Consider the following 19094-nt stretch of genomic DNA (forward strand, 5'->3'; position numbering starts at 1 on the left):
AACATCGCCATGGAAGTGCACCTGATCGTGCCGATCGCGATGGAAGAGAAGCTGCGCTTCGCCATCCGCGAAGGCGGCAGGACCGTCGGCGCCGGCGTCGTCGCCAGCATCATCGCGTAACGCGTTTTCGTGAGGGCGGAAGTCCCTCGGGGCTTTCGCCTTTTCACGTCACGGAGAGAACAAGACCATGAACGGTCAAAATATCCGGATCCGCCTCAAAGCGTTCGACCACCGCATTCTCGACGCTTCGACGCGCGAGATCGTGTCGACCGCGAAGCGGACTGGCGCCCAGGTGCGCGGACCGATCCCGCTGCCGACGCTTATCGAAAAGTTCACGGTCAACCGCTCGCCCCACATCGACAAGAAGTCGCGCGAGCAGTTTGAGATGCGGACCCACAAGCGGGTCCTCGATATCGTCGACCCGACCCCGCAGACGGTCGACGCCCTCATGAAGCTCGATCTCGCCGCCGGCGTCGACGTCGAAATCAAGCTTTGAGTTGACCATGGTCTCGACGGCGAACCGGTTTCCACTTCGCCTGACCATGGTTTGATCCTGTTTTAGCCGGGTCCTCTGTTTCCGGGTTTTCCGGATGGACATGACCCCAAGGGAAGGTATGCACCGATGCGTTCCGGTGTGATTGCACAGAAAGTCGGGATGACCCGCATCTTCACCGATGCCGGCGAGCATATCCCGGTCACCGTGCTGAAGCTCGACAGCTGCCAGGTTGTCGCGCATCGCACGATCGAGAAGAACGGCTATGTCGCCGTGCAGCTCGGAACGGGCTTGGCCAAGGTCAAGAACGTCTCGAAGGCTGAGCGTGGCCATTTCGCCGTGGCCAAGGTCGAGCCCAAGCGCAAGCTGGTCGAGTTCCGCGTCAGTGACGACGCGCTGATCCCGGTCGGCGCCGAGCTCACCGCGGACCATTTCGTCGTCGGCCAGTTCGTCGATGTCAGCGGCACGACCACCGGTAAGGGTTTCGCCGGCGGCATGAAGCGCTGGAACTTCGGCGGCCTGCGCGCCACGCACGGTGTTTCGGTCTCGCATCGTTCGATCGGTTCGACCGGCGGCCGTCAGGACCCGGGCAAGACCTTCAAGAACAAGAAGATGCCGGGCCATCTCGGCGTCGAGCGCGTCACCACGCAGAACCTGCGCGTCGTGCAGACCGATGCCGAGCGCGGCCTGATCCTGGTCGAGGGCGCCGTCCCCGGCGTTGCCGGCGGCTGGATCCATGTCCGTGACGCTATCAAGCGCGCGCTCCCCAAGGACGCGCCGCTTCCCGGCAAGTTCAAGGTCGCCGGTGGCGACGCCCAGGCTCCTGCGGCCGAGACGGTTGAGGAGAACGCGTGATGAAACTCGATATCACCACTCTCGAAGGCGGCTCGGCCGGTTCGGTCGAGCTTTCGGATGCGATCTTCGGCCTCGAGCCGCGCGCCGACCTGCTCGCCCGCATGGTGCGCTACCAGCTCGCCAAGCGCCGCGCCGGCACGCATAAGTCGAAGGGCCGCTCGGAAATCGATCGCACCCGCAAGAAGGTCTACAAGCAGAAGGGCACCGGCGGCGCTCGCCACGGTGCGGCTTCGGCTCCGCAGTTCCGCGGCGGCGGCAAGGCCTTCGGGCCGATCGTGCGCGACCATGCGCATGACCTGCCGAAGAAGGTGAAGGCGCTCGCGCTTCGCCACGCTCTCTCGGCCAAGGCCAAGGGCGCGGAGATCATCATCATCGACGACGCCAAGCTGGCGGAGCCGAAGACCAAGGTGCTGCTCGGCCATTTCAGCAAGCTGGACCTCTCCAGCGCCCTGGTGATCGGCGGCAGCGAGATCGATGTGAATTTCGGCCTGGCCGCGCGTTCGATCCCGAATGTCGACGTGCTGCCGGTCCAGGGCATCAACGTCTACGACATCCTGCGCCGCGACAAGCTCGTGCTGACGCGTCAGGCCGTCGATGCGCTGGAGGCGCGCTTCAAATGAGCCAGAACCTGGATCCGCGCCATTACGACGTCATCCGTGGTCCGGTGATCACGGAAAAGGCGACCATGCTCTCCGAGCACAACAAGGTCGTCTTCAAGGTCGCGAAGACCGCGACCAAGCCGCAGATCAAGGCGGCTGTCGAGAAACTGTTCGATGTCAAGGTGAAGAGCGTCAACACGCTGGTCACCGAAGGCAAGGTCAAGGTCTTCCGGGGCCGGCTCGGCCAGCGCTCGGACGTCAAGAAGGCCGTTGTGACCCTCGAAGAGGGCCACTCGATCGACGTGACCACGGGCCTCTGAGGAAGGATCGTCATCATGGCTTTGAAAAGCTTCAAGCCGATCACGCCGAGCCTTCGTCAGCTCGTGATCGTCGACCGCAGCGAGCTCTACAAGGGCAAGCCGCTCAAGACCCTGACCGAGGGCAAGTCGTCCTCGGGCGGCCGCAACAATCTCGGCCGCATCACCGTCCGCTTCCGCGGCGGTGGCCATAAGCGCACGCTTCGCATCGTCGATTTCAAGCGTCGCGCCAAGGCCGGCATCCCGGCGACGGTGGAGCGGATCGAGTATGATCCGAACCGCACCGCCTTCATCGCGCTGATCAAGTACAGCGACGGCGAGCAGTCCTACATCCTGGCGCCGCAGCGCCTGGCTGTCGGCGACACCGTGATCTCGGGCGACACGGTCGACGTGAAGCCCGGCAACGCGGCCCCGATGGGCTCGCTGCCGATCGGCACGATCGTCCACAATGTCGAGCTCAAGATCGGCAAGGGCGGCGCGCTGGCTCGTTCGGCGGGCAACTACGCCCAGGTCGTCGGTCGTGACCAAGGTTACGTCATCGTCCGCTTGAACTCGGGCGAGCAGCGCCTGATCAGCGGCCTGTGCTATGCCACGGTGGGCGCGGTCTCGAACCCCGACCACATGAACACCAACGCCGGCAAGGCGGGGCGTTCGCGCTGGCTCGGCAAGCGTCCGCATAACCGCGGCGTCTCGATGAACCCGGTCGACCATCCGCATGGCGGCGGCGAAGGCCGCACCTCGGGTGGCCGTCATCCGGTCACGCCGTGGGGTCTGCCCACCAAAGGCAAGAAGACCCGCTCGAACAAGCGGACCGATACGTTCATCGTGTCGAGCCGTCACGCCCGCAAGAAGAAGAACTGAGGTCCGTTATGGCGCGTTCGCTTTGGAAAGGTCCGTTCGTCGACGGATACCTCCTGAAGAAGGCCGAGGTCGCCCGCACGTCCGGGCGGGCCGAGGTCATCAAGATCTGGAGCCGTCGCTCCACGATTCTCCCGCAGTTCGTCGGTCTGACGTTCGGCGTCTACAACGGGCACAAGCATGTGCCGGTGAACGTGTCCGAGGACATGGTGGGCCATAAGTTCGGCGAGTTCTCGCCGACGCGCACCTTCCACGGCCATGCCGCCGACAAGAAGGCGAAGAGGAAGTAAGCCATGGGTAAGCCCTCCGCCCCCCGTGCCTTGCCTGAGAACGAGGCCATTGCGGTCGCCCGCAACCTGCGCGTCAGCCCGCAGAAGCTGAACCTGGTCGCGGCCCTGATCCGCGGCAAGAAGGTCGCGACGGCGCTCGCCGATCTCGAGTTCTCGCGCAAGCGGATCTCGGTCGACGTGCGCAAGTGCCTGCAGAGTGCGATCGCCAACGCCGAGAACAACCATGATCTCGACGTCGACGATCTGATCGTCGCGCAGGCCTTCGTCGGCAAGGCGCTTGTCATGAAGCGCTTCCATGCCCGCGCTCGCGGTCGTGGCGCCCGCATCCTGAAGCCGTTCGCGAACATCACGATTGTGGTGCGCGAAGTCGCGGCCAAGGCCTGAGGAGAGAACGATGGGTCAGAAAATCAATCCGATCGGCCTTCGTCTCGGCATCAACCGGACCTGGGATTCGCGCTGGTTCGCCGCCAAGGGCGAGTACGGCAAGCTGCTGCATGAGGATATGGCGATCCGCGCCGCCCTGATGAAGCTGCTGAAGCAGGCCGCCGTCTCGAAGATCATCATCGAGCGTCCGCACAAGAAGTGCCGCGTCACCATCCACTCGGCCCGTCCGGGCGTGGTGATCGGCAAGAAGGGCGCCGATATCGAGAAGCTGCGCAAGGAAGTCGCGAAGCTGACCAAGGCCGATGTGACGATCAACATCGTCGAGGTCCGCAAGCCCGAGATCGACGCGACGCTGGTCGCCGATTCGATCGCGCAGCAGCTCGAGCGCCGCGTTGCTTTCCGTCGCGCCATGAAGCGGGCCGTTCAGTCGGCCATGCGTCTGGGCGCCGAGGGCATCCGCATCAACTGCTCGGGCCGTCTCGGCGGCGCCGAGATCGCGCGCCTCGAGTGGTATCGCGAGGGCCGCGTGCCGCTGCATACGCTGCGCGCCGACGTGGATTACGGTGTGGGCACCGCCTTCACCACCTACGGCACGTGCGGCATCAAGGTCTGGATCTTCAAGGGCGAGATCCTCGAACACGACCCGATGGCCCAGGACAAGCGTCTCTCGGACGAGGGCGGCCGCTCGGGTGAGCGTCGCGATCGTCGTGAGCAGGCTGCGTAAGGCTGATCGAGAAGAGCCATGTTGCAACCGAAGCGAACCAAGTTCCGCAAGCAGTTCAAGGGGCGCATCTCCGGCGTCGCCAAGGGCGGCACGGACCTCAATTTCGGCCAGTTCGGCCTGAAGGCGATGATGCCCGAGCGCGTCACCGCCCGTCAGATCGAGGCTGCCCGCCGCGCCATCACCCGCGCGATGAAGCGTGCCGGCCGCGTCTGGATCCGCGTGTTCCCCGACGTGCCGGTCTCGAAGAAGCCGACCGAAGTCCGCATGGGTAAGGGCAAGGGCTCGCCGGAATTCTGGGCGGCCAAGGTCAAGCCCGGCCGGATCATGTTCGAGATCGACGGCGTGGCCGAGGACACCGCGCGCGAAGCGCTGCGTCTCGGTGCGGCCAAACTGCCGATCAAGACCCGTTTCATCCAGCGCATCGCCGAGTAAGGAGGGCGACATGAAAGCTACGCAACGCCTGTCCGACCTCAAGGTGATGAGTGTCGATCAGCTCCAGGACGAGCTTCTCAAGCTCAAAAAGGAGCAGTTCAACCTGCGTTTCCAGCGCGCCACCGGCCAGCTCGAGAATACCTCGCGCGTCACCGAAGTGCGCAAGGACATCGCCCGCATCAAGACGCTGCAGCGGTCCAAGACCGTTGCTGCGAGCGCCTGAGGAGCAAGAACAATGCCGAAGCGCGTGCTGCAGGGCGTCGTCGTCAGCGACAAGCAGAATAAAACTGTTGTGGTCAAGGTCGAGCGGCGCTATACGCACCCGCTCCTCAAGAAGACGGTGCGCCGTACCAAAAACTATCACGCCCATGACGAGGCGCAGGTGGTCAAGGTCGGAGACACGGTCTGGATCGAGGAGTCCAAGCCCATCTCCAAGCTGAAAAGCTGGGTTGTGCTCGACAACGCCCCCAAGGCGTAAGTCAAATCACTGAGGCCAGGGGGCGATCGACCCCCGTCAGTCGTAGTCCGGGCCGGCGCTGACGCCGCGTCCGGAAACCGCGCTGATATTGAAGTGGAAGGATCAAGGCCATGATCCAGGTGCAGACGAATCTCGAGGTCGCGGACAATTCCGGCGCCCGTCGCGTGATGTGCATCAAGGTTCTCGGCGGGTCGAAGCGCAAATACGCTGGTGTCGGTGACATCATCGTCGTTTCGATCAAGGAAGCCATTCCCCGTGGACGCGTGAAGAAGGGCGACGTCATGAAGGCGGTCGTCGTTCGCACCGCCAAGGACGTCAAGCGCGCCGATGGTTCGGTGATCCGTTTCGACCGCAATGCGGCCGTGCTGATCAACAACCAGAAGGAGCCGGTGGGCACCCGTATCTTCGGACCGGTTCCGCGCGAGCTGCGCGCCAAGAACCACATGAAGATCATCTCGCTTGCGCCAGAGGTGCTGTGATGGCTGCGAAGATCAAGAAGGGCGACAAGGTCGTCGTGCTGGCCGGCCGTGACAAGGGCAAGGGCGGCGAAGTGCTCAAGGTGCTGCCGAAGGATGGCCGCGCCTTGGTGCGTGGTGTCAATCTCGTGAAGCGCCATACCAAGCAGTCGGCGCAGTCCGAGGGCGGCATCATCAGCAAGGAAGCCACGATCGACCTGTCGAACATCGCCATCGCCGATCCCAAGGACGGCAAGGCGACTCGCGTCGGTTTCAAGGTCCTCGACGATGGTCGCAAGGTCCGTTTCGCCAAGCGCTCGGGGGATCTGATCGATGGCTGAGGCTCAGCAGGCGGCTCTTACGCCGCGCATGAAGAAGCATTACGAGGACGTCGTTCGTCCGGCGATGATCGCCGAGTTCGGCTACAAGAATGCCATGGAAGTCCCGTCGATCGAGAAGATCGTCATCAACATGGGCGTGGGCGAGGCCACTGCCGACCGCAAGAAGGTCGACAGCGCTGCCGGTGACCTGGCGCTCATCGCCGGCCAGAAGCCGGTGATCACCAAGTCCCGCCTCGCCATCGCCGGCTTCAAGCTGCGCGAGAACATGGCTGTGGGCTGCAAGGTCACGCTGCGCAAGACCAAGATGTTCGAGTTCGTCGACCGGCTCGTCACCATCGCCTTGCCGCGCGTGCGCGACTTCCGCGGTCTCAACCCGAAGTCGTTCGACGGGCGCGGCAATTTCGCGCTCGGGATCAAGGAGCACATCGTGTTCCCCGAGATCAACTACGACAAGGTCGACTCCGTGTGGGGCATGGACGTGATCGTCTGCACGACTGCGAAGTCGGATGACGAGGCGCGCGCCTTGCTCAAGCACTTCAACTTCCCGTTCCGGCAGTGAGCCTTACCGCTCATACGCGGAAACCAGGAGAGATCGATGGCTAAGAAGAGCTCCGTCGAGAACAACGAACGCCGCCGCAAGCTCGTGAAGAAGTTTGCTGGCAAGCGCTCGCGTCTTCTCGCGATTGCCAATGACGAAAGCCAGTCCATGGACGAGCGTTTCCTCGCTCGCCTCAAGCTGGCCGAACTGCCGCGCAACTCGGCTGCCAACCGTATTCGCAACCGCTGCGAAGTGACCGGCCGCCCGCGTGCGTTCTACCGCAAGCTGAAGATGTCGCGCGTTGCGCTGCGCGAGCTCGGCAACAAGGGGCTGGTTCCCGGCCTCGTCAAGTCGAGCTGGTGAGGAGGACGCAACATGGCGATCATTGATCCGCTAGGCGATATGCTGACCCGCATCCGCAATGCGCAGATGCGGCGCAAGTCCCGTGTGAGCACCCCCGGCTCGAAGCTGCGCGCCCGCGTGCTCGACGTGCTGCAGTCGGAAGGGTACATCCGCGGCTATTCGACGACCGAGTTCGGCAATGGCCGGACGGAGTTCGACATCGAGCTGAAGTACCATGAGGGACAGCCGGTCATCCGTGCGATCTCTCGGGTCTCGAAGCCCGGCCGCCGCGTCTACTCTTCGGTGGATACGATGCCGCGCGTGGCCGACGGCCTCGGCGTGACCATCGTCTCGACCCCGAAGGGTGTGATGCCCGATCACCTTGCCCGCGAGCAGAACGTGGGTGGCGAAGTGCTCTGCAAGGTCTTCTGACCTTCACAGCCGCTGCTCATCAGGAGAGATCCAATGTCTCGTATCGGTAAGAAGCCTGTTCCGGTTCCTGCTGGCGTCACCGCCAACGTCACCGGCCAGCTCGTCAAGATCAAGGGCGCGAAGGGCGAACTGTCCTTCGAAGTTCCAGACGACGTTTCGGTCGCGCTGGAGAACGGCGCCATCGCCGTCCAGCCGCGTTCGCAGTCGAAGCGCGCCCGGTCGCTCTGGGGCACTTCGCGCGCCCGCATCAACAACCTCGTCGTCGGCACCACGGCTGGCTTCGAGAAGAAGCTCGAGATCAACGGCGTCGGCTACAAGGCCGCAGTCGCCGGCAAGGTGCTGAAGCTCTCGCTCGGCTACAGCCACGACATCGACTACGAGATCCCGGCCGGGATCTCGATCGTCACGCCGAAGCCGACGGAGATCGTCGTTTCGGGCATCGACAAGCAGGTGGTCGGCCAGACCGCTGCGGAGATCCGCGAGTATCGTGGCCCCGAGCCGTACAAGGGCAAGGGCGTCAAGTACGCTGGCGAGTTCATCTTCCGCAAGGAAGGCAAGAAGAAGTAAGGACGCGAACGATGAGCAAGCAGACAGAGAACACTGCGCGCCGTCGGGCTCGGGTCCGTCGCGCGATCAAGGCGGTGGCCAATGGCCGCGCCCGCCTGTCGGTGCACCGCACCGGCAAGCAGATCTATGCCCAGGTCATCGACGATGCGAAGGGCCTGACCCTCGCTTCGGCCTCGACCATGGACAAGGACATCCGCGCCGACATCAAGTCGGGCGCGAATGTCGAGGCCGCGAGCGCCATCGGCAAGATCATTGCCGAGCGCGCCATCAAGGCCGGCGTGAAGGACGTGGTCTTCGACCGCGGCGCCTACATGTATCATGGCCGCGTCAAGGCGCTGGCCGAGGCGGCCCGCGAAGGCGGGCTGAATTTCTGAGCTTCAAGAATTTCCGGCTGGCATGACGCTGGCCGGAATGCTCGAGCGAGCGGCGCCGCCAAGACGGCGTCCGCGCAAGTAAGAGGAATGACATGGCGAGAGAACCTCGTGACCGCCAGGATCGCGAAGAGCGCGATTCGGAGTTCGTGGATCGGCTGGTCCACATCAACCGCGTCGCCAAGGTGGTGAAGGGCGGCCGACGCTTCGGCTTTGCTGCCCTCGTCGTCGTCGGCGACCAGAAGGGCCGCGTCGGCTTCGGCCACGGCAAGGCCCGCGAAGTGCCTGAGGCGATCCGCAAGGCGACGGAAGCCGCCAAGCGCGGTCTCGTCCGCATCCCGCTGCGCGAAGGCCGCACGCTCCATCACGACGTCCAGGGCCGCCATGGCGCCGGTCGCGTCGTGCTGCGCGCCGCCCCGGCCGGTACCGGCATCATCGCCGGTGGCCCGATGCGCGCCGTCTTCGAGGCGGTCGGCATGCAGGACGTGGTGTCGAAGTCGCTCGGCTCCTCGAACCCCTACAACCTCGTCCGCGCGACGTTCGACGCGCTGAAGAACGAGGACAGCCCGCGCAGCGTCGCTGCGCGCCGGTCGCTGAAGGTCTCGGCCCTGCAGACGCGTCGTCGCGATGCCGGCACCGATGCCGCGGCCGAAGCGTGAGGGCGGTCCGATGGCAAAAGCTGAAAAGACCGTCATCGTCGAGCAGATCGGCAGCCCGATCCGCCGCGACGCCTCCCAGCGCCAGACCCTCGTCGGTCTCGGCCTGAACAAGATCCGCCGCCAATCGACCCTGCAGGACACGCCGGCCGTGCGTGGCATGATCGAGAAGGTCAAGCACCTCGTGCGCGTCGTCGACGCGAAGTGAGGGGGATTGTCCGATGAAACTCACAGACATTCGTGACAACGAAGGCGCGCACAAGTCGCGCATCCGCGTCGGCCGTGGCATTGGCTCCGGCAAGGGCAAGACCGGTGGCCGTGGCGTCAAGGGTCAGAAGGCCCGCGCCGGCGTGGCGGTCAAGGGCTTCGAAGGCGGCCAGATGCCGCTCTATCGCCGCCTTCCGAAGCGCGGCTTCGTCAACCTGTTCGGCCGCGAGCTGAACGAGGTCAATCTCGGCCGCATCCAGCAGGCCGTCGAGGCCGGCAAGCTCGACGCCAAGGGCGCGGTCACCGTCGAATCGCTCGTTGCCGCTGGCGTGATCTCCAAGGCTGCCCGCGACGGCGTGAAGATCCTCGGCAATGGCGAGTTGAAGGCGAAGCTCGCCTTCGAAGTCGCCGGCGCGTCGAAGTCGGCCGTCGAGGCCATCGAAAAGGCTGGCGGCTCGGTCAAGATCCTGGCGGCGACCGCTTCACAGGCGTGATCTCGACGCTTACATGAGCGCTTGCGAACGGCGGCCGGGCCCGAAGCCCATGGCCGCCGTTTGACTGTTGGACGTACAAGGACCGGACGCATGGCATCGGCGGCTGAACAGCTTGCGGCAAATCTGAATTTCGGTGCTCTCGCCAAGGCGGACGAGCTGAAGAAGCGCATCTGGTTCACGCTGGGCGCGCTGATCATCTACCGGCTCGGCACCTATATCCCGTTGCCCGGAATGAATCCGGACGCCGTCGCCGACCTGTTCAAGCAGTCGCAATCGGGCGTGCTCGGCCTGTTCAACATGTTCTCGGGCGGCGCCGTCGGCCGCCTGGCGATCTTCGCCCTGAACATCATGCCGTATATCTCGGCCTCGATCATCGTCCAGCTGCTCTCGAGCGTGATTCCGAGCTTCGAGGCGCTGAAGAAGGAAGGCGAGGCGGGTCGCAAGATCCTGAACCAGTACACCCGTTATCTCACGCTGGTGCTGGCCATCTTCCAGGCCTGGGCGATCGCGGTCGGCCTGCAGGGCTCCGGCAACCTGGTCCACGAGCCGGGCATGTTCTTCCTGGTCTCGACCACGATCACGCTGGTCGGCGGCACGATGTTCCTGCTCTGGCTCGGTGAGCAGATCACCAGCCGCGGCATCGGCAACGGCACCTCGATGATCATCTTCGCGGGCATCATCGCCGAGTTCCCGGCTCAGCTCGCCCAGACCCTCGAGCTCGGCCGCCAGGGCGCGATCTCGACCGGCCTGCTGCTGCTCATCCTGGTCATGGCCGTCTGCGTCATCGCCTTCTGCGTGTTCATGGAGCGCGCGCAGCGCCGCCTGCTGATCAACTATCCCAAGCGCCAGGTCGGCAACCGCATGTATGAGGGCCAGACCTCGTTCCTGCCGCTGAAGCTCAACACCTCCGGCGTCATCCCGCCGATCTTCGCCTCGTCGCTGCTGCTGCTGCCGACCACGGTCGCGAGCTTCTCGCAGGCCTCGGGCGGCACCGGCTTCCTCTCGACCGTGGCGACCTATCTGGCGCATGGCCGGCCGCTCTTCATGGTGCTCTATGCGGCCCTGATCATCTTCTTCTGCTTCTTCTACACCGCGATCGTGTTCAATCCGGTCGAGACGGCGGATAATCTCAAGAAGCATGGCGGCTTCATGCCCGGCATCCGGCCGGGCGAGCGGACCGCCGAGCATATCGACCGGGTGCTGACGCGCATCACCGTTCTGGGCGCAGGTTATTTGACCATAGTGTGCCTTATCCCGGAATTCATGATCACCTATGCTCAGATTCCGATCATCCTGCTCGGCGGCACGTCGCTGCTGATCGTGGTGACGACGACGATGGATACCGTGGCGCAAGTCCACGGGCATTTGCTGGCCCACCAATATGAGGGCCTGGTCAAGAAAGCGAAGCTGCGAGGGGCGAGGCGCTGATGCGATTGATCTTCCTGGGTCCGCCGGGGGCGGGTAAAGGCACTCAGGCAACCCGTATCGTCGAGAAGCACGGCATTCCGCAGCTCTCGACGGGGGACATGCTCAGGGCCGCGGTGGCCGCGGGCACGCCGATCGGACAGAAGGCGAAGGCGGTGATGGATGCGGGCGGGCTCGTCTCGGACGAGATCGTCATCGGCATCGTCGCCGACCGCATCGAGGAGCCGGACGCGAAGAAGGGCTTCATCCTCGACGGTTTTCCGCGCACCCTGGCACAGGCCGAGGCGCTGGACGCCATGCTCCAGACCAAGGGGCTGAAGCTCGACGCGGTGCTGGAGCTCAAGGTCGACCAGACCAGGCTCGTCGACCGAATCGTGCGCCGCGCCGAAGAGGCGAGGGCGGCCGGTCAGCCGGTGCGCAAGGACGACGATCCGGAGGTCTTCAAGACGCGGCTCGAGGCCTATAACCGCGATACCGCGGTGGTCGCGCCCTATTACGCGAAGCGCGGCCAGCTCACCGCGATCGACGGAATGAAGCCGATCGACGATGTGACGGCGGCGATCCAGACGGCGCTCGGCGGCCCCTGATCCCGGCGCATCGCCAGACTGGTTAAGAAGGGTTGACTCGTTTGTCGAAAGCGACTAACGAGCCCCATCCGGTTTCATGTGGCGATGCCGATGCCTTCGCGAGAAGGGATGGCGTCGCATTATCGCGTGGATCGGTTTCAACGCCTGCATGGGCCGGCCTCCACCGGACGCAGGGCTTCGTTTCACAGGCTTCAGCTGCCATCGGGCGCCGGGGCGACATGGAGAGAGAGTATGGCTCGTATCGCGGGTGTGAACATCCCGACCGGCAAGCGCGTGGTTATCGGCTTGCAGTACATTCACGGCATTGGCGCGGCCAAGGCCAAGGAGATTTGCGCCAAGGTCGGCATCGCCGACGAGCGTCGCGTCAACCAGTTGACCGATGCCGAGGTGCTCCAGATTCGTGAGACGATCGACCGCGATTACCTGGTCGAGGGCGACCTGCGCCGCGAAGTCTCGATGAACATCAAGCGTCTGATGGATCTCGGCTGCTATCGCGGCCTGCGTCATCGCCGCTCGCTGCCGGTCCGCGGCCAGCGCACCCATACCAACGCCCGCACCCGCAAGGGCAAGGCGAAGCCGATCGCCGGCAAGAAGAAGTGAGGATTGCCATAGGCAATCCTCACCCTCGGGCCTGACCCGAGGAGCTCATGACGAAGGCGCTCACCGGCGCCTTCTCCTGCGAGAGATGGTCGGGGCAAGTCCGACCATGACGCGCAGAATTCTCTCCCCAGCGCCTGGAATGACGGGCGCGCCTGAAGGATGAAAGAAAGACCATGGCCAAGGAAGCCCAACGCGTCCGCCGTCGCGAACGCAAGAACATCGTCTCCGGCGTCGCTCACGTGAACGCGTCGTTCAACAACACCATGATCACCATCACCGACGCGCAGGGCAACACGATCTCGTGGTCCTCGGCCGGCACGATGGGTTTCAAGGGCTCGCGCAAGTCGACCCCCTATGCGGCTCAGGTCGCGGCCGAGGACGCCGCCCGCAAGGCTGCCGAGCATGGCATGCGCACCCTCGAGGTCGAGGTCACCGGTCCGGGTTCGGGCCGTGAGTCGGCGCTGCGCGCGCTGCAGGCCGCCGGCTTTACCGTCACCTCGATCCGCGACGTGACGCCGATCCCGCATAATGGCTGCCGGCCGCGCAAGCGCCGCCGCGTCTGAGATCGGGTCTGGAATTGCGGCGCTCGCACCGGCGAGCGCCGGTACGGGGCGGCCCGTCGCCGCCGAGAGATGAAGCACCAGGAGTGCGCTCGTGATCAGCAAGAACTGGCAGGATCTGTCCAAGCCGAACAAGCTCGAAGTCAAGGTCGGAGACGACCCGAAGCGTCAGGCCACCGTGATCGCGCGTCCGCTCGAGCGCGGCTTCGGCATGACGCTCGGCAACGCTCTGCGCCGCGTGCTGCTCTCCTCGCTCCAGGGCGCCGCCGTCACCGCCGTCCAGATCGACGGCGTGCTGCATGAGTTCTCCTCGATCCCGGGCGTCCGTGAGGACGTCACCGACATCGTCCTGAACATCAAGGCGATCGCCATCAAGATGCAGGGCGAGGGTCCCAAGCGCATGACCCTGCGCAAGTCGGGCCCGGGCTCGGTCACCGCTGGCGATATCAACACCATCGGCGACGTCTCGATCCTGAACCCCGACCTCGTGCTCTGCACGCTGGACGAGGGCGCCGAGATCCGCATGGAATTCACGGTCAATACCGGCAAGGGCTATGTCCCCTCCGAGCAGAACCGTCCGGAAGACGCGCCGATCGGCCTCATCCCGGTGGACAGCCTGTATTCGCCGGTCAAGAAGGTCTCCTACCGCGTCGAGAACACCCGCGAGGGTCAGAATCTCGACCGCGACATGCTGACCATGCAGATCGAGACCAATGGCTCGGTTTCGCCTGAGGACGCGCTGGCGCTCGCCGCCCGCATCCTGCAGGACCAGCTGGCCGTCTTCATCACCTTCGAAGAGCCGCGCAAGGAAGAGGCCGTTTCGACCGCGCCGCAGCTGCCGTTCAACCCGGCCCTGCTCAAGAAGGTCGACGAGCTCGAGCTGTCGGTCCGCTCGGCGAACTGCCTGAAGAACGACAACATCGTCTATATCGGCGACCTCATCCAGAAGTCGGAGGGCGAGATGCTGCGCACCCCGAACTTCGGTCGCAAGTCCCTCAACGAGATCAAGGAAGTGCTCGCCACCATGGGCCTCCACCTCGGCATGGACGTGCAGGGCTGGCCGCCGGAGAACATCGAAGAGCTCGCGAAGCGCTTCGAGGAGCATTACTGAGTTCAAGACGGCGCAGGCATTCGCCTGCGCCTTTTCGCACGGCGCATCTGCGCCGGAGCATAAGGAACGGCCGTTCCGTGGCACGGCGGCCGTAAGCAACGAAGGAGCCAAACTATGCGTCACGGTTTTCGCGGTCGTCGTTTCAACCGCTCGGCTGAGCATCGCCAGGCGATGTTCGCCAACATGGCCCAGGCCCTGATCAAGCACGAGCAGATCACCACCACGCTGCCGAAGGCGAAGGATCTGCGTCCGGTCGTCGAGAAGCTGGTCACCCTCGGCAAGCGCGGCGACCTGCATGCCCGCCGCCAGGCGATTGCGCAGATCAAGGACGTTGCCCTGGTCGGCAAGCTCTTCTCGGTGCTCGGCCCGCGCTACAAGGAGCGCAATGGCGGCTATCTGCGCATCATGAAGGCGGGCTTCCGCTTCGGTGACAACGCCCCGCTCGCCGTGATCGAGTTCGTCGATCGCGACGTCGATGCCAAGGGCCAGGATTCGGGCCCTGTCTTCACGGCGGAAGACGAGGCGGCCTGAGCTTGCGCTCGGTCCTGCGATGAATTGAGGGCGGCCTTCGGGCCGCCCTTTTTCGTTCGCCCTTGTGCTGCCTTGCCAGTGCGGCTTTCGCTGCTAGCTTTCCTTTCGACGAGTCCGCCCGCAGAGGCCGGCCAGATGGGAGGGACGAGGATGGCGCTTCGGATTTCGCTTGCTCGCGGGCTGGCATTGGCTGCCGCCCTGACGTGCTCGGCTGCCGCCCTGGCGCAAGACTCCTATCCCTCGAAGCCGATCACCATGATCGTGCCCTTCGCCGCGGGCGGGTCGTCGGATGTGATCGCGCGCCTCGTCGGCGACGAAATGGGCCGCGTGCTCGGCCAGCGCATCGTCATGGAGAATATGGGCGGGGCGGGCGGAGCGACCGCATTGTCGCGGGCTGCGCGGGCCGAGCCCGACGGCTACACCATCGTGATCGGAAATAGCGGCACCAATGCCGCCTCCTATACGATCTATCCCGATCTCAAGTACACCCAGGCCGATTTCGCGCCGATCGGCCTCGTCGCCAAGACCTCACCGATGATCGCGCTGAAGCTCGATTTCCCGGCGCAGACCCTGATGGAGTTCGTCGACTACGCCAAGAAGAACCCGGGCAAGATCAGCCTCGGCCATGCCGGCGTCGGCTCATCGAATTATCTGATCTGCCGGAATTTTCTGAAGGCGTCCGGCGTCGACATCGCGTTGGTGAGCTATCGTGGCGCGGGGCCGGCGCTGAACGATGCGATGGGCGGGCAGATCGACGGCGTCTGCGATGCGGCGACCTCACTTTCGGGCGCGATCCAAGGTGGCAAGGTCAAGGCGCTTGCGGTGGCGACGCCGCAGCGGCTCGATAATCTGCCGGAGGTGCCGACCTCACGCGAGGCCGGGCTGCCCGCCTTCGAGGCGCAGGGCTGGAACGCGCTGTTCGCGCCGAAGGCGACGCCAGAGCCGGTCATCGCCAAGCTCAATCAGGCCCTGCGCACCGCGCTCGCCAGCGAAAACCTGCGCGGCCGCTTCAAGGAGCTTTCCTCGGTCCTGCCAGCCGAGACCGAGCTTACCCCGGCCTATGTCGCCGGGATGGTGCCGGGCGAGATCGAGAAATACCGGGTCCTGCTGCAGGACAAGTGATCAGGCCGGCCGGCTGGCCAGCTCGCCGGCGAGATCGACCAGCGCGTCGGCCGGCTGCTCGGCGAGATCGGTCTCGGGCGTCACGCGGTAGAGGCCGAAGATGAACATGGTGGTCTCGTCCTGCTCGGCGAGCCCCATCGACCAACGCGGAAAGCGCCGCTCGGCGATCGGCTCCTGGCTCAGAAGGCGGATGTCGCGATGGCGGGGATCGACCACGATCCGGCCATAGGTCTCGGCGACATTGGCCGGCCTGCCTTCCAGCACCTGGGCGAAACCCGTCGGGGTCACCATGAAAAAGCCTGTCACGTCGTTCTGCGTGTTGAGCCTGCGGGCACTCGCGATGATGCGTTCGATCTCGCTGCGCCTATCGGTCTCGACGAATTCGCTCCGGCTGGCATAGACAAGGCGTGTCAACGTCAATGGACCGTCCTTTCCGGGTGCCGGACCAGCGCAATCGGCATGGAACGCCGGGCTGTTGCTCGCGATTATTGCGAGCGTTTCCATTATGAAAGTAGCTGAATCGATGTTTGGTTTCACCGCGGAGACAGGAATGGGCCGCAGGACGATCGGGAAGCGGGGGCGGTACGGGGCCGCCGCCATGGCAATGCTGCTGGTCGCCGGCCTGCTGCCGATGCCGGCCTCGAGCCAGTCCCGGCAGGTGCCCGAGAGCCGCCAGCAGATCACGCTTTCCTTCGCGCCGATCGCCACCAGGGCCGCTGCCTCCGTCGTCAATGTCTATGGCTCGCGCGTCGAGAAACAGGCGCCAAACCCGTTCATGGACGATCCGTTCTTTCGCCGCTTCTTCGGCGATGGCGGCTTCGGCGTGCCGCGCGAGCGGGTGCAGCGCTCGCTCGGCTCCGGCGTGATCGTCGATGTGAGCGGCCTCGTGGTGACCAATAACCACGTGATCGAGAACATGAGCGAGGTGAAGGTCGCGTTCGCCGACAAGCGCGAGATGGATGCCGAGATCCTGCTGCGCGACCCGCGCACCGATCTCGCCGTGCTGAAGCTCAAGGGCGCCAAGGCGCCCGCGGCGCTGGAACTGGCCGATGCCGATCAGGTCCAGATCGGCGATCTCGTGCTGGCGATCGGCAACCCGTTCGGCGTCGGCCAGACGGTGACGCAGGGCATCGTCTCGGCGCTGGCGCGCACGCAGGTCGGCGTCTCCGACGCGCAATCCTTCATCCAGACCGATGCCGCGATCAATCCGGGCAATTCCGGCGGCGCGCTGGTCGATATGGAAGGCAGGCTGATCGGCATCAACACGGCGATCTTCTCGCGCTCGGGCGGCAACCAGGGTATCGGCTTCGCGATTCCCTCCGGCATGGTCCGGCTCGTGGTCGACAGCGCCAAGGCCGGCGTCAACATGGTCCGCCGGCCCTGGTTCGGCGCGCGCCTGCAGGCGCTCACCGCCGATGTCGCCGACGGGCTCGGCCTCGACCGTCCGGCCGGCTCGGTGGTCGTCAGCCTGGTCGAGGGCGGGCCTGCCGCCGAGGGCGGCCTGAAACGCTCGGACGTCATCCTTGCGGTCGACGGCGTCACGGTCGACGATCCCGAGGCCTTCGGCTATCGCTTCGCGACGCGCCCGCTCGGCGGCACGACGACGCTCACCGTGCTGCGCGGCGGCAAGCGCGTTTCCGTGCCGGTCAAGCTGCAATCCGCTCCGGAGACGCGCCCGCGCGAAGCGGTGAAGCTCTCCGGGCGCTCGCCGCTCTCGGGCGCGACGCTGCTCAATCTCTCGCCGGCGGTCGCCGAAGAACTTGCGCTCGAGGCCGGCAGCGACGGCGTCGTCGTCGGCGAGGTCAGCGAAGGCAGCACCGCGGCGCGGATCGGCTTCCAGAAGGGCGACATCATCATGGCGCTCAACGGCGAGCGCATGAAGAGCTCGCGCGATGTCGAGGCGGCGTTCCGGGAGCGCAAGCGCGCCTGGGAGGTGACGATTTCCCGCGGCGGCCAGACCATCACCTCGGTCTTCCCGGGGTGAGCGACCTTTTCTCCGCTTCCGGTCTCGACAAATCGGGTCCGCGCCCGCTCGCGGACCGGGTGCGGCCGAAGACGCTCGCCGAGGTCGCCGGCCAGGAACACCTGACCGGGCAGGATGGCGTACTGACCCGGCTCGTCGCTTCCGGCTCGCTCGGCAGCCTGATCTTCTGGGGCCCACCCGGCACCGGCAAGACCACCGTGGCGCGGCTGCTCGCCGGCATGGTCGATCTTGGCTTCGAGCAGATCAGCGCGATCTTCTCTGGCGTCGCCGATCTCAAGCGCGTCTTCGAGCAGGCGCGGGGGAGGAGGCTCGGTGGCAAGGGCACCTTGCTCTTCGTCGACGAGATCCACCGCTTCAACCGGGCTCAGCTCGATGCCTTCCTTCCAGTGATGGAGGACGGCACGATCACGCTCGTCGGCGCCACCACCGAGAACCCGTCTTTTGCGCTCAATGCCGCGCTGCTCTCGCGGGCGAGGGTTCTGACCTTCAAGTCGCTCGACGAAGGCGCGCTGCTGTTCCTGCTCGGCCGGGCCGAGCTGCTGGAGAATCGCGCGCTGCCGCTGACCACAGAGGCACGGGCGGCGCTCGCCCGCTTCGCCGATGGCGATGGCCGTGCCGTGCTGACCCTGGCCGAGGAGATCTGGCGTGCGGCCAAGCCGGATGAGATCTTCGACGAGGCCGGGCTCTCCGAGGTGATCCAGCGTCGTGCCCCGATCTACGACAAGGCGCAGGACGGCCACTACAACCTGATCTCGGCGCTGCACAAGACGATCCGCGGCTCCGATCCCGACGCGGCGCTCTATTATTTCGCACGCATGCTCGATGCCGGCGAGGATCCGCGCTTCCTGGCGCGGCGGCTGGTCAGGATGGCGGTGGAGGATATCGGCCTTGCCGATCCGCAGGCGCTGGTGCATGCGCGGGCCGCAGCCGAGACCTATGAGCAGCTCGGCTCGCCGGAAGGCGAGCTCGCGCTCGCCAACACGGTGATCTACCTCGCGACCGCGCCGAAATCGAACGCGGCCTACACCGCCTACAAGGCGGCGGTCAGCGTCGCCAAGCAGGGCGGCTCCCTGATGCCGCCCAAGACCATCCTCAATGCGCCGACCAAGCTGATGAAGACCGAAGGTTACGGCGCCGATTATTTCTACGATCACGATGCGCCCGACGCCTTCTCCGGCCAGAACTATTGGCCGGAGGCGCTGGGGCGCCAGCACTTCTACGATCCGCCGGAGCGCGGCTTCGAGCGCGAGATCAGGAAGCGGCTGGAGTATTGGGAGAAGCTGAGGCAGGAGCGCGGGGAGTGAGGTTCCCTTTCTTGCGCGCGGAGGCGGCAAGACAGGC

General features: G+C 65.2%; 32 protein-coding genes. 31 read left to right on the forward strand and 1 reads right to left on the reverse strand.

What is annotated here, in order from left to right:
* From EV560_RS28225 to EV560_RS28365, 29 genes are all read left to right on the forward strand, one after another.
* On the forward strand, window positions 1–120 hold a 120-nt coding region (locus tag EV560_RS28225), incomplete at its 5' end, for an EF-Tu C-terminal domain-related protein (protein ID WP_465247050.1).
* 67 nt (window positions 121–187) lie between these two features.
* A complete protein-coding gene (gene rpsJ, locus EV560_RS28230; RefSeq protein ID WP_043237115.1) occupies window positions 188–496 on the forward strand; it encodes a 30S ribosomal protein S10 in 309 nt (102 codons plus the stop codon).
* A 126-nt stretch (window positions 497–622) separates the two neighbouring features.
* A complete protein-coding gene (gene rplC / locus EV560_RS28235) occupies window positions 623–1348 on the forward strand; it encodes a 50S ribosomal protein L3 (RefSeq protein WP_131859188.1) in 726 nt (241 codons plus the stop codon).
* A complete protein-coding gene (rplD, locus tag EV560_RS28240; protein WP_131859189.1) occupies window positions 1348–1968 on the forward strand; it encodes a 50S ribosomal protein L4 in 621 nt (206 codons plus the stop codon). Before rplC ends, rplD begins: the two co-directional genes overlap by 1 nt.
* Window positions 1965–2267, forward strand: a complete 303-nt coding sequence (locus EV560_RS28245; protein WP_131859190.1) for a 50S ribosomal protein L23 — start codon at window positions 1965–1967, stop codon at window positions 2265–2267. Before rplD ends, EV560_RS28245 begins: the two co-directional genes overlap by 4 nt.
* 15 nt (window positions 2268–2282) lie before the next feature.
* Entirely contained in the window at window positions 2283–3125 is an 843-nt protein-coding gene (rplB, locus tag EV560_RS28250; RefSeq protein ID WP_131859191.1) for a 50S ribosomal protein L2, read from the forward strand.
* Between the two features lie 8 nt (window positions 3126–3133).
* Entirely contained in the window at window positions 3134–3412 is a 279-nt protein-coding gene (rpsS, locus tag EV560_RS28255) for a 30S ribosomal protein S19 (RefSeq protein ID WP_131859192.1), read from the forward strand.
* 3 nt (window positions 3413–3415) lie between these two features.
* Window positions 3416–3796, forward strand: a complete 381-nt coding sequence (rplV, locus tag EV560_RS28260) for a 50S ribosomal protein L22 (RefSeq protein ID WP_131859193.1) — start codon at window positions 3416–3418, stop codon at window positions 3794–3796.
* Between the two features lie 10 nt (window positions 3797–3806).
* On the forward strand, window positions 3807–4520 hold the full coding sequence (gene rpsC, locus EV560_RS28265) for a 30S ribosomal protein S3 (RefSeq protein ID WP_131859194.1): 714 nt from the start codon (window positions 3807–3809) through the stop codon (window positions 4518–4520).
* 18 nt (window positions 4521–4538) lie between these two features.
* Window positions 4539–4952, forward strand: a complete 414-nt coding sequence (gene rplP / locus EV560_RS28270; protein ID WP_131859195.1) for a 50S ribosomal protein L16 — start codon at window positions 4539–4541, stop codon at window positions 4950–4952.
* Window positions 4953–4962: 10 nt separating this feature from the next.
* On the forward strand, window positions 4963–5175 hold the full coding sequence (rpmC, locus tag EV560_RS28275) for a 50S ribosomal protein L29 (RefSeq protein ID WP_131859196.1): 213 nt from the start codon (window positions 4963–4965) through the stop codon (window positions 5173–5175).
* 12 nt (window positions 5176–5187) lie between these two features.
* On the forward strand, window positions 5188–5430 hold the full coding sequence (gene rpsQ / locus EV560_RS28280; protein ID WP_131859197.1) for a 30S ribosomal protein S17: 243 nt from the start codon (window positions 5188–5190) through the stop codon (window positions 5428–5430).
* Between the two features lie 110 nt (window positions 5431–5540).
* Window positions 5541–5909 (forward strand): 50S ribosomal protein L14, encoded by a 369-nt coding sequence (gene rplN, locus EV560_RS28285; protein WP_043237099.1) that lies wholly within the window; start codon window positions 5541–5543, stop codon window positions 5907–5909.
* Entirely contained in the window at window positions 5909–6226 is a 318-nt protein-coding gene (gene rplX / locus EV560_RS28290; protein ID WP_131859198.1) for a 50S ribosomal protein L24, read from the forward strand. Before rplN ends, rplX begins: the two co-directional genes overlap by 1 nt.
* Window positions 6219–6785, forward strand: a complete 567-nt coding sequence (rplE, locus tag EV560_RS28295; RefSeq protein WP_131859199.1) for a 50S ribosomal protein L5 — start codon at window positions 6219–6221, stop codon at window positions 6783–6785. Before rplX ends, rplE begins: the two co-directional genes overlap by 8 nt.
* 36 nt (window positions 6786–6821) lie before the next feature.
* Entirely contained in the window at window positions 6822–7127 is a 306-nt protein-coding gene (rpsN, locus tag EV560_RS28300; RefSeq protein ID WP_131859200.1) for a 30S ribosomal protein S14, read from the forward strand.
* Between the two features lie 12 nt (window positions 7128–7139).
* Window positions 7140–7538: a 30S ribosomal protein S8 gene (gene rpsH, locus EV560_RS28305; RefSeq protein WP_131859201.1), complete on the forward strand. Its 399-nt coding sequence runs from the start codon at window positions 7140–7142 to the stop codon at window positions 7536–7538.
* Between the two features lie 33 nt (window positions 7539–7571).
* Window positions 7572–8105, forward strand: coding sequence for a 50S ribosomal protein L6 (gene rplF / locus EV560_RS28310; protein WP_131859202.1), 534 nt, complete (start codon window positions 7572–7574; stop codon window positions 8103–8105).
* A gap of 11 nt (window positions 8106–8116) precedes the next feature.
* Window positions 8117–8479: a 50S ribosomal protein L18 gene (gene rplR, locus EV560_RS28315; RefSeq protein WP_131859203.1), complete on the forward strand. Its 363-nt coding sequence runs from the start codon at window positions 8117–8119 to the stop codon at window positions 8477–8479.
* A gap of 92 nt (window positions 8480–8571) precedes the next feature.
* Window positions 8572–9135: a 30S ribosomal protein S5 gene (rpsE, locus tag EV560_RS28320; RefSeq protein ID WP_131859204.1), complete on the forward strand. Its 564-nt coding sequence runs from the start codon at window positions 8572–8574 to the stop codon at window positions 9133–9135.
* A 10-nt stretch (window positions 9136–9145) separates the two neighbouring features.
* Entirely contained in the window at window positions 9146–9340 is a 195-nt protein-coding gene (gene rpmD / locus EV560_RS28325; protein ID WP_131859205.1) for a 50S ribosomal protein L30, read from the forward strand.
* Between the two features lie 13 nt (window positions 9341–9353).
* Entirely contained in the window at window positions 9354–9833 is a 480-nt protein-coding gene (rplO, locus tag EV560_RS28330) for a 50S ribosomal protein L15 (RefSeq protein WP_131859206.1), read from the forward strand.
* A gap of 90 nt (window positions 9834–9923) precedes the next feature.
* Window positions 9924–11261: a preprotein translocase subunit SecY gene (secY, locus tag EV560_RS28335; protein ID WP_131859207.1), complete on the forward strand. Its 1338-nt coding sequence runs from the start codon at window positions 9924–9926 to the stop codon at window positions 11259–11261.
* On the forward strand, window positions 11261–11845 hold the full coding sequence (locus EV560_RS28340) for an adenylate kinase (RefSeq protein WP_131859208.1): 585 nt from the start codon (window positions 11261–11263) through the stop codon (window positions 11843–11845). Before secY ends, EV560_RS28340 begins: the two co-directional genes overlap by 1 nt.
* A gap of 231 nt (window positions 11846–12076) precedes the next feature.
* Window positions 12077–12445 (forward strand): 30S ribosomal protein S13, encoded by a 369-nt coding sequence (gene rpsM / locus EV560_RS28345; protein ID WP_131859209.1) that lies wholly within the window; start codon window positions 12077–12079, stop codon window positions 12443–12445.
* 173 nt (window positions 12446–12618) lie between these two features.
* Window positions 12619–13008 (forward strand): 30S ribosomal protein S11, encoded by a 390-nt coding sequence (rpsK, locus tag EV560_RS28350; RefSeq protein ID WP_043237079.1) that lies wholly within the window; start codon window positions 12619–12621, stop codon window positions 13006–13008.
* Window positions 13009–13099: 91 nt separating this feature from the next.
* Window positions 13100–14116 (forward strand): DNA-directed RNA polymerase subunit alpha, encoded by a 1017-nt coding sequence (locus EV560_RS28355; protein WP_131859210.1) that lies wholly within the window; start codon window positions 13100–13102, stop codon window positions 14114–14116.
* Between the two features lie 114 nt (window positions 14117–14230).
* Window positions 14231–14647 carry a 50S ribosomal protein L17 gene (gene rplQ, locus EV560_RS28360; RefSeq protein ID WP_131859211.1) on the forward strand — a complete coding sequence of 139 codons (417 nt, stop codon included), beginning with the start codon at window positions 14231–14233 and terminating at the stop codon, window positions 14645–14647.
* A 150-nt stretch (window positions 14648–14797) separates the two neighbouring features.
* On the forward strand, window positions 14798–15769 hold the full coding sequence (locus EV560_RS28365; RefSeq protein WP_131859212.1) for a tripartite tricarboxylate transporter substrate-binding protein: 972 nt from the start codon (window positions 14798–14800) through the stop codon (window positions 15767–15769).
* Here EV560_RS28365 and EV560_RS28370 read toward each other — a convergent pair whose 3' ends face one another.
* Window positions 15770–16189 (reverse strand): BLUF domain-containing protein, encoded by a 420-nt coding sequence (locus EV560_RS28370; protein ID WP_165923693.1) that lies wholly within the window; start codon window positions 16187–16189, stop codon window positions 15770–15772.
* 178 nt (window positions 16190–16367) lie between these two features.
* Between EV560_RS28370 and EV560_RS28375 the strand changes: the two genes are divergently transcribed.
* Together EV560_RS28375 and EV560_RS28380 are read left to right on the forward strand one after the other, a co-directional pair.
* Window positions 16368–17753 (forward strand): DegQ family serine endoprotease, encoded by a 1386-nt coding sequence (locus EV560_RS28375; RefSeq protein WP_131859214.1) that lies wholly within the window; start codon window positions 16368–16370, stop codon window positions 17751–17753.
* The gene (locus tag EV560_RS28380) at window positions 17750–19057 is read left to right on the forward strand and encodes a replication-associated recombination protein A (RefSeq protein ID WP_131859215.1); all 1308 of its coding nucleotides are present in this window, start codon (window positions 17750–17752) and stop codon (window positions 19055–19057) included. Before EV560_RS28375 ends, EV560_RS28380 begins: the two co-directional genes overlap by 4 nt.
* Window positions 19058–19094: the final 37 nt, after the last annotated feature.

Source organism: Allobosea sp. BK604 (genome assembly GCF_004341515.1).
Taxonomy (GTDB): Bacteria; Pseudomonadota; Alphaproteobacteria; order Rhizobiales; family Beijerinckiaceae; genus Allobosea.

Coding starts and splice junctions, on each gene's coding strand:
- rplB (WP_131859191.1), top strand. CDS start 2,283: ATGGCTTTGAAAAGCTTCAAGCCGATCACGCCGAGCCTTCGTCAGCTC.
- rplF (WP_131859202.1), top strand. CDS start 7,572: ATGTCTCGTATCGGTAAGAAGCCTGTTCCGGTTCCTGCTGGCGTCACC.
- rplD (WP_131859189.1), top strand. CDS start 1,348: ATGAAACTCGATATCACCACTCTCGAAGGCGGCTCGGCCGGTTCGGTC.
- rplR (WP_131859203.1), top strand. CDS start 8,117: ATGAGCAAGCAGACAGAGAACACTGCGCGCCGTCGGGCTCGGGTCCGT.
- EV560_RS28375 (WP_131859214.1), top strand. CDS start 16,368: ATGGCAATGCTGCTGGTCGCCGGCCTGCTGCCGATGCCGGCCTCGAGC.
- rplQ (WP_131859211.1), top strand. CDS start 14,231: ATGCGTCACGGTTTTCGCGGTCGTCGTTTCAACCGCTCGGCTGAGCAT.
- rpsJ (WP_043237115.1), top strand. CDS start 188: ATGAACGGTCAAAATATCCGGATCCGCCTCAAAGCGTTCGACCACCGC.
- rpsK (WP_043237079.1), top strand. CDS start 12,619: ATGGCCAAGGAAGCCCAACGCGTCCGCCGTCGCGAACGCAAGAACATC.
- rpsN (WP_131859200.1), top strand. CDS start 6,822: ATGGCTAAGAAGAGCTCCGTCGAGAACAACGAACGCCGCCGCAAGCTC.
- rplC (WP_131859188.1), top strand. CDS start 623: ATGCGTTCCGGTGTGATTGCACAGAAAGTCGGGATGACCCGCATCTTC.
- EV560_RS28245 (WP_131859190.1), top strand. CDS start 1,965: ATGAGCCAGAACCTGGATCCGCGCCATTACGACGTCATCCGTGGTCCG.
- rpsQ (WP_131859197.1), top strand. CDS start 5,188: ATGCCGAAGCGCGTGCTGCAGGGCGTCGTCGTCAGCGACAAGCAGAAT.
- rplP (WP_131859195.1), top strand. CDS start 4,539: ATGTTGCAACCGAAGCGAACCAAGTTCCGCAAGCAGTTCAAGGGGCGC.
- rplE (WP_131859199.1), top strand. CDS start 6,219: ATGGCTGAGGCTCAGCAGGCGGCTCTTACGCCGCGCATGAAGAAGCAT.
- rplX (WP_131859198.1), top strand. CDS start 5,909: ATGGCTGCGAAGATCAAGAAGGGCGACAAGGTCGTCGTGCTGGCCGGC.
- rplO (WP_131859206.1), top strand. CDS start 9,354: ATGAAACTCACAGACATTCGTGACAACGAAGGCGCGCACAAGTCGCGC.
- rpmC (WP_131859196.1), top strand. CDS start 4,963: ATGAAAGCTACGCAACGCCTGTCCGACCTCAAGGTGATGAGTGTCGAT.
- rpsS (WP_131859192.1), top strand. CDS start 3,134: ATGGCGCGTTCGCTTTGGAAAGGTCCGTTCGTCGACGGATACCTCCTG.
- secY (WP_131859207.1), top strand. CDS start 9,924: ATGGCATCGGCGGCTGAACAGCTTGCGGCAAATCTGAATTTCGGTGCT.
- rpmD (WP_131859205.1), top strand. CDS start 9,146: ATGGCAAAAGCTGAAAAGACCGTCATCGTCGAGCAGATCGGCAGCCCG.
- rpsH (WP_131859201.1), top strand. CDS start 7,140: ATGGCGATCATTGATCCGCTAGGCGATATGCTGACCCGCATCCGCAAT.
- rplN (WP_043237099.1), top strand. CDS start 5,541: ATGATCCAGGTGCAGACGAATCTCGAGGTCGCGGACAATTCCGGCGCC.
- EV560_RS28365 (WP_131859212.1), top strand. CDS start 14,798: ATGGCGCTTCGGATTTCGCTTGCTCGCGGGCTGGCATTGGCTGCCGCC.
- rplV (WP_131859193.1), top strand. CDS start 3,416: ATGGGTAAGCCCTCCGCCCCCCGTGCCTTGCCTGAGAACGAGGCCATT.
- rpsE (WP_131859204.1), top strand. CDS start 8,572: ATGGCGAGAGAACCTCGTGACCGCCAGGATCGCGAAGAGCGCGATTCG.
- rpsC (WP_131859194.1), top strand. CDS start 3,807: ATGGGTCAGAAAATCAATCCGATCGGCCTTCGTCTCGGCATCAACCGG.
- EV560_RS28340 (WP_131859208.1), top strand. CDS start 11,261: ATGCGATTGATCTTCCTGGGTCCGCCGGGGGCGGGTAAAGGCACTCAG.
- rpsM (WP_131859209.1), top strand. CDS start 12,077: ATGGCTCGTATCGCGGGTGTGAACATCCCGACCGGCAAGCGCGTGGTT.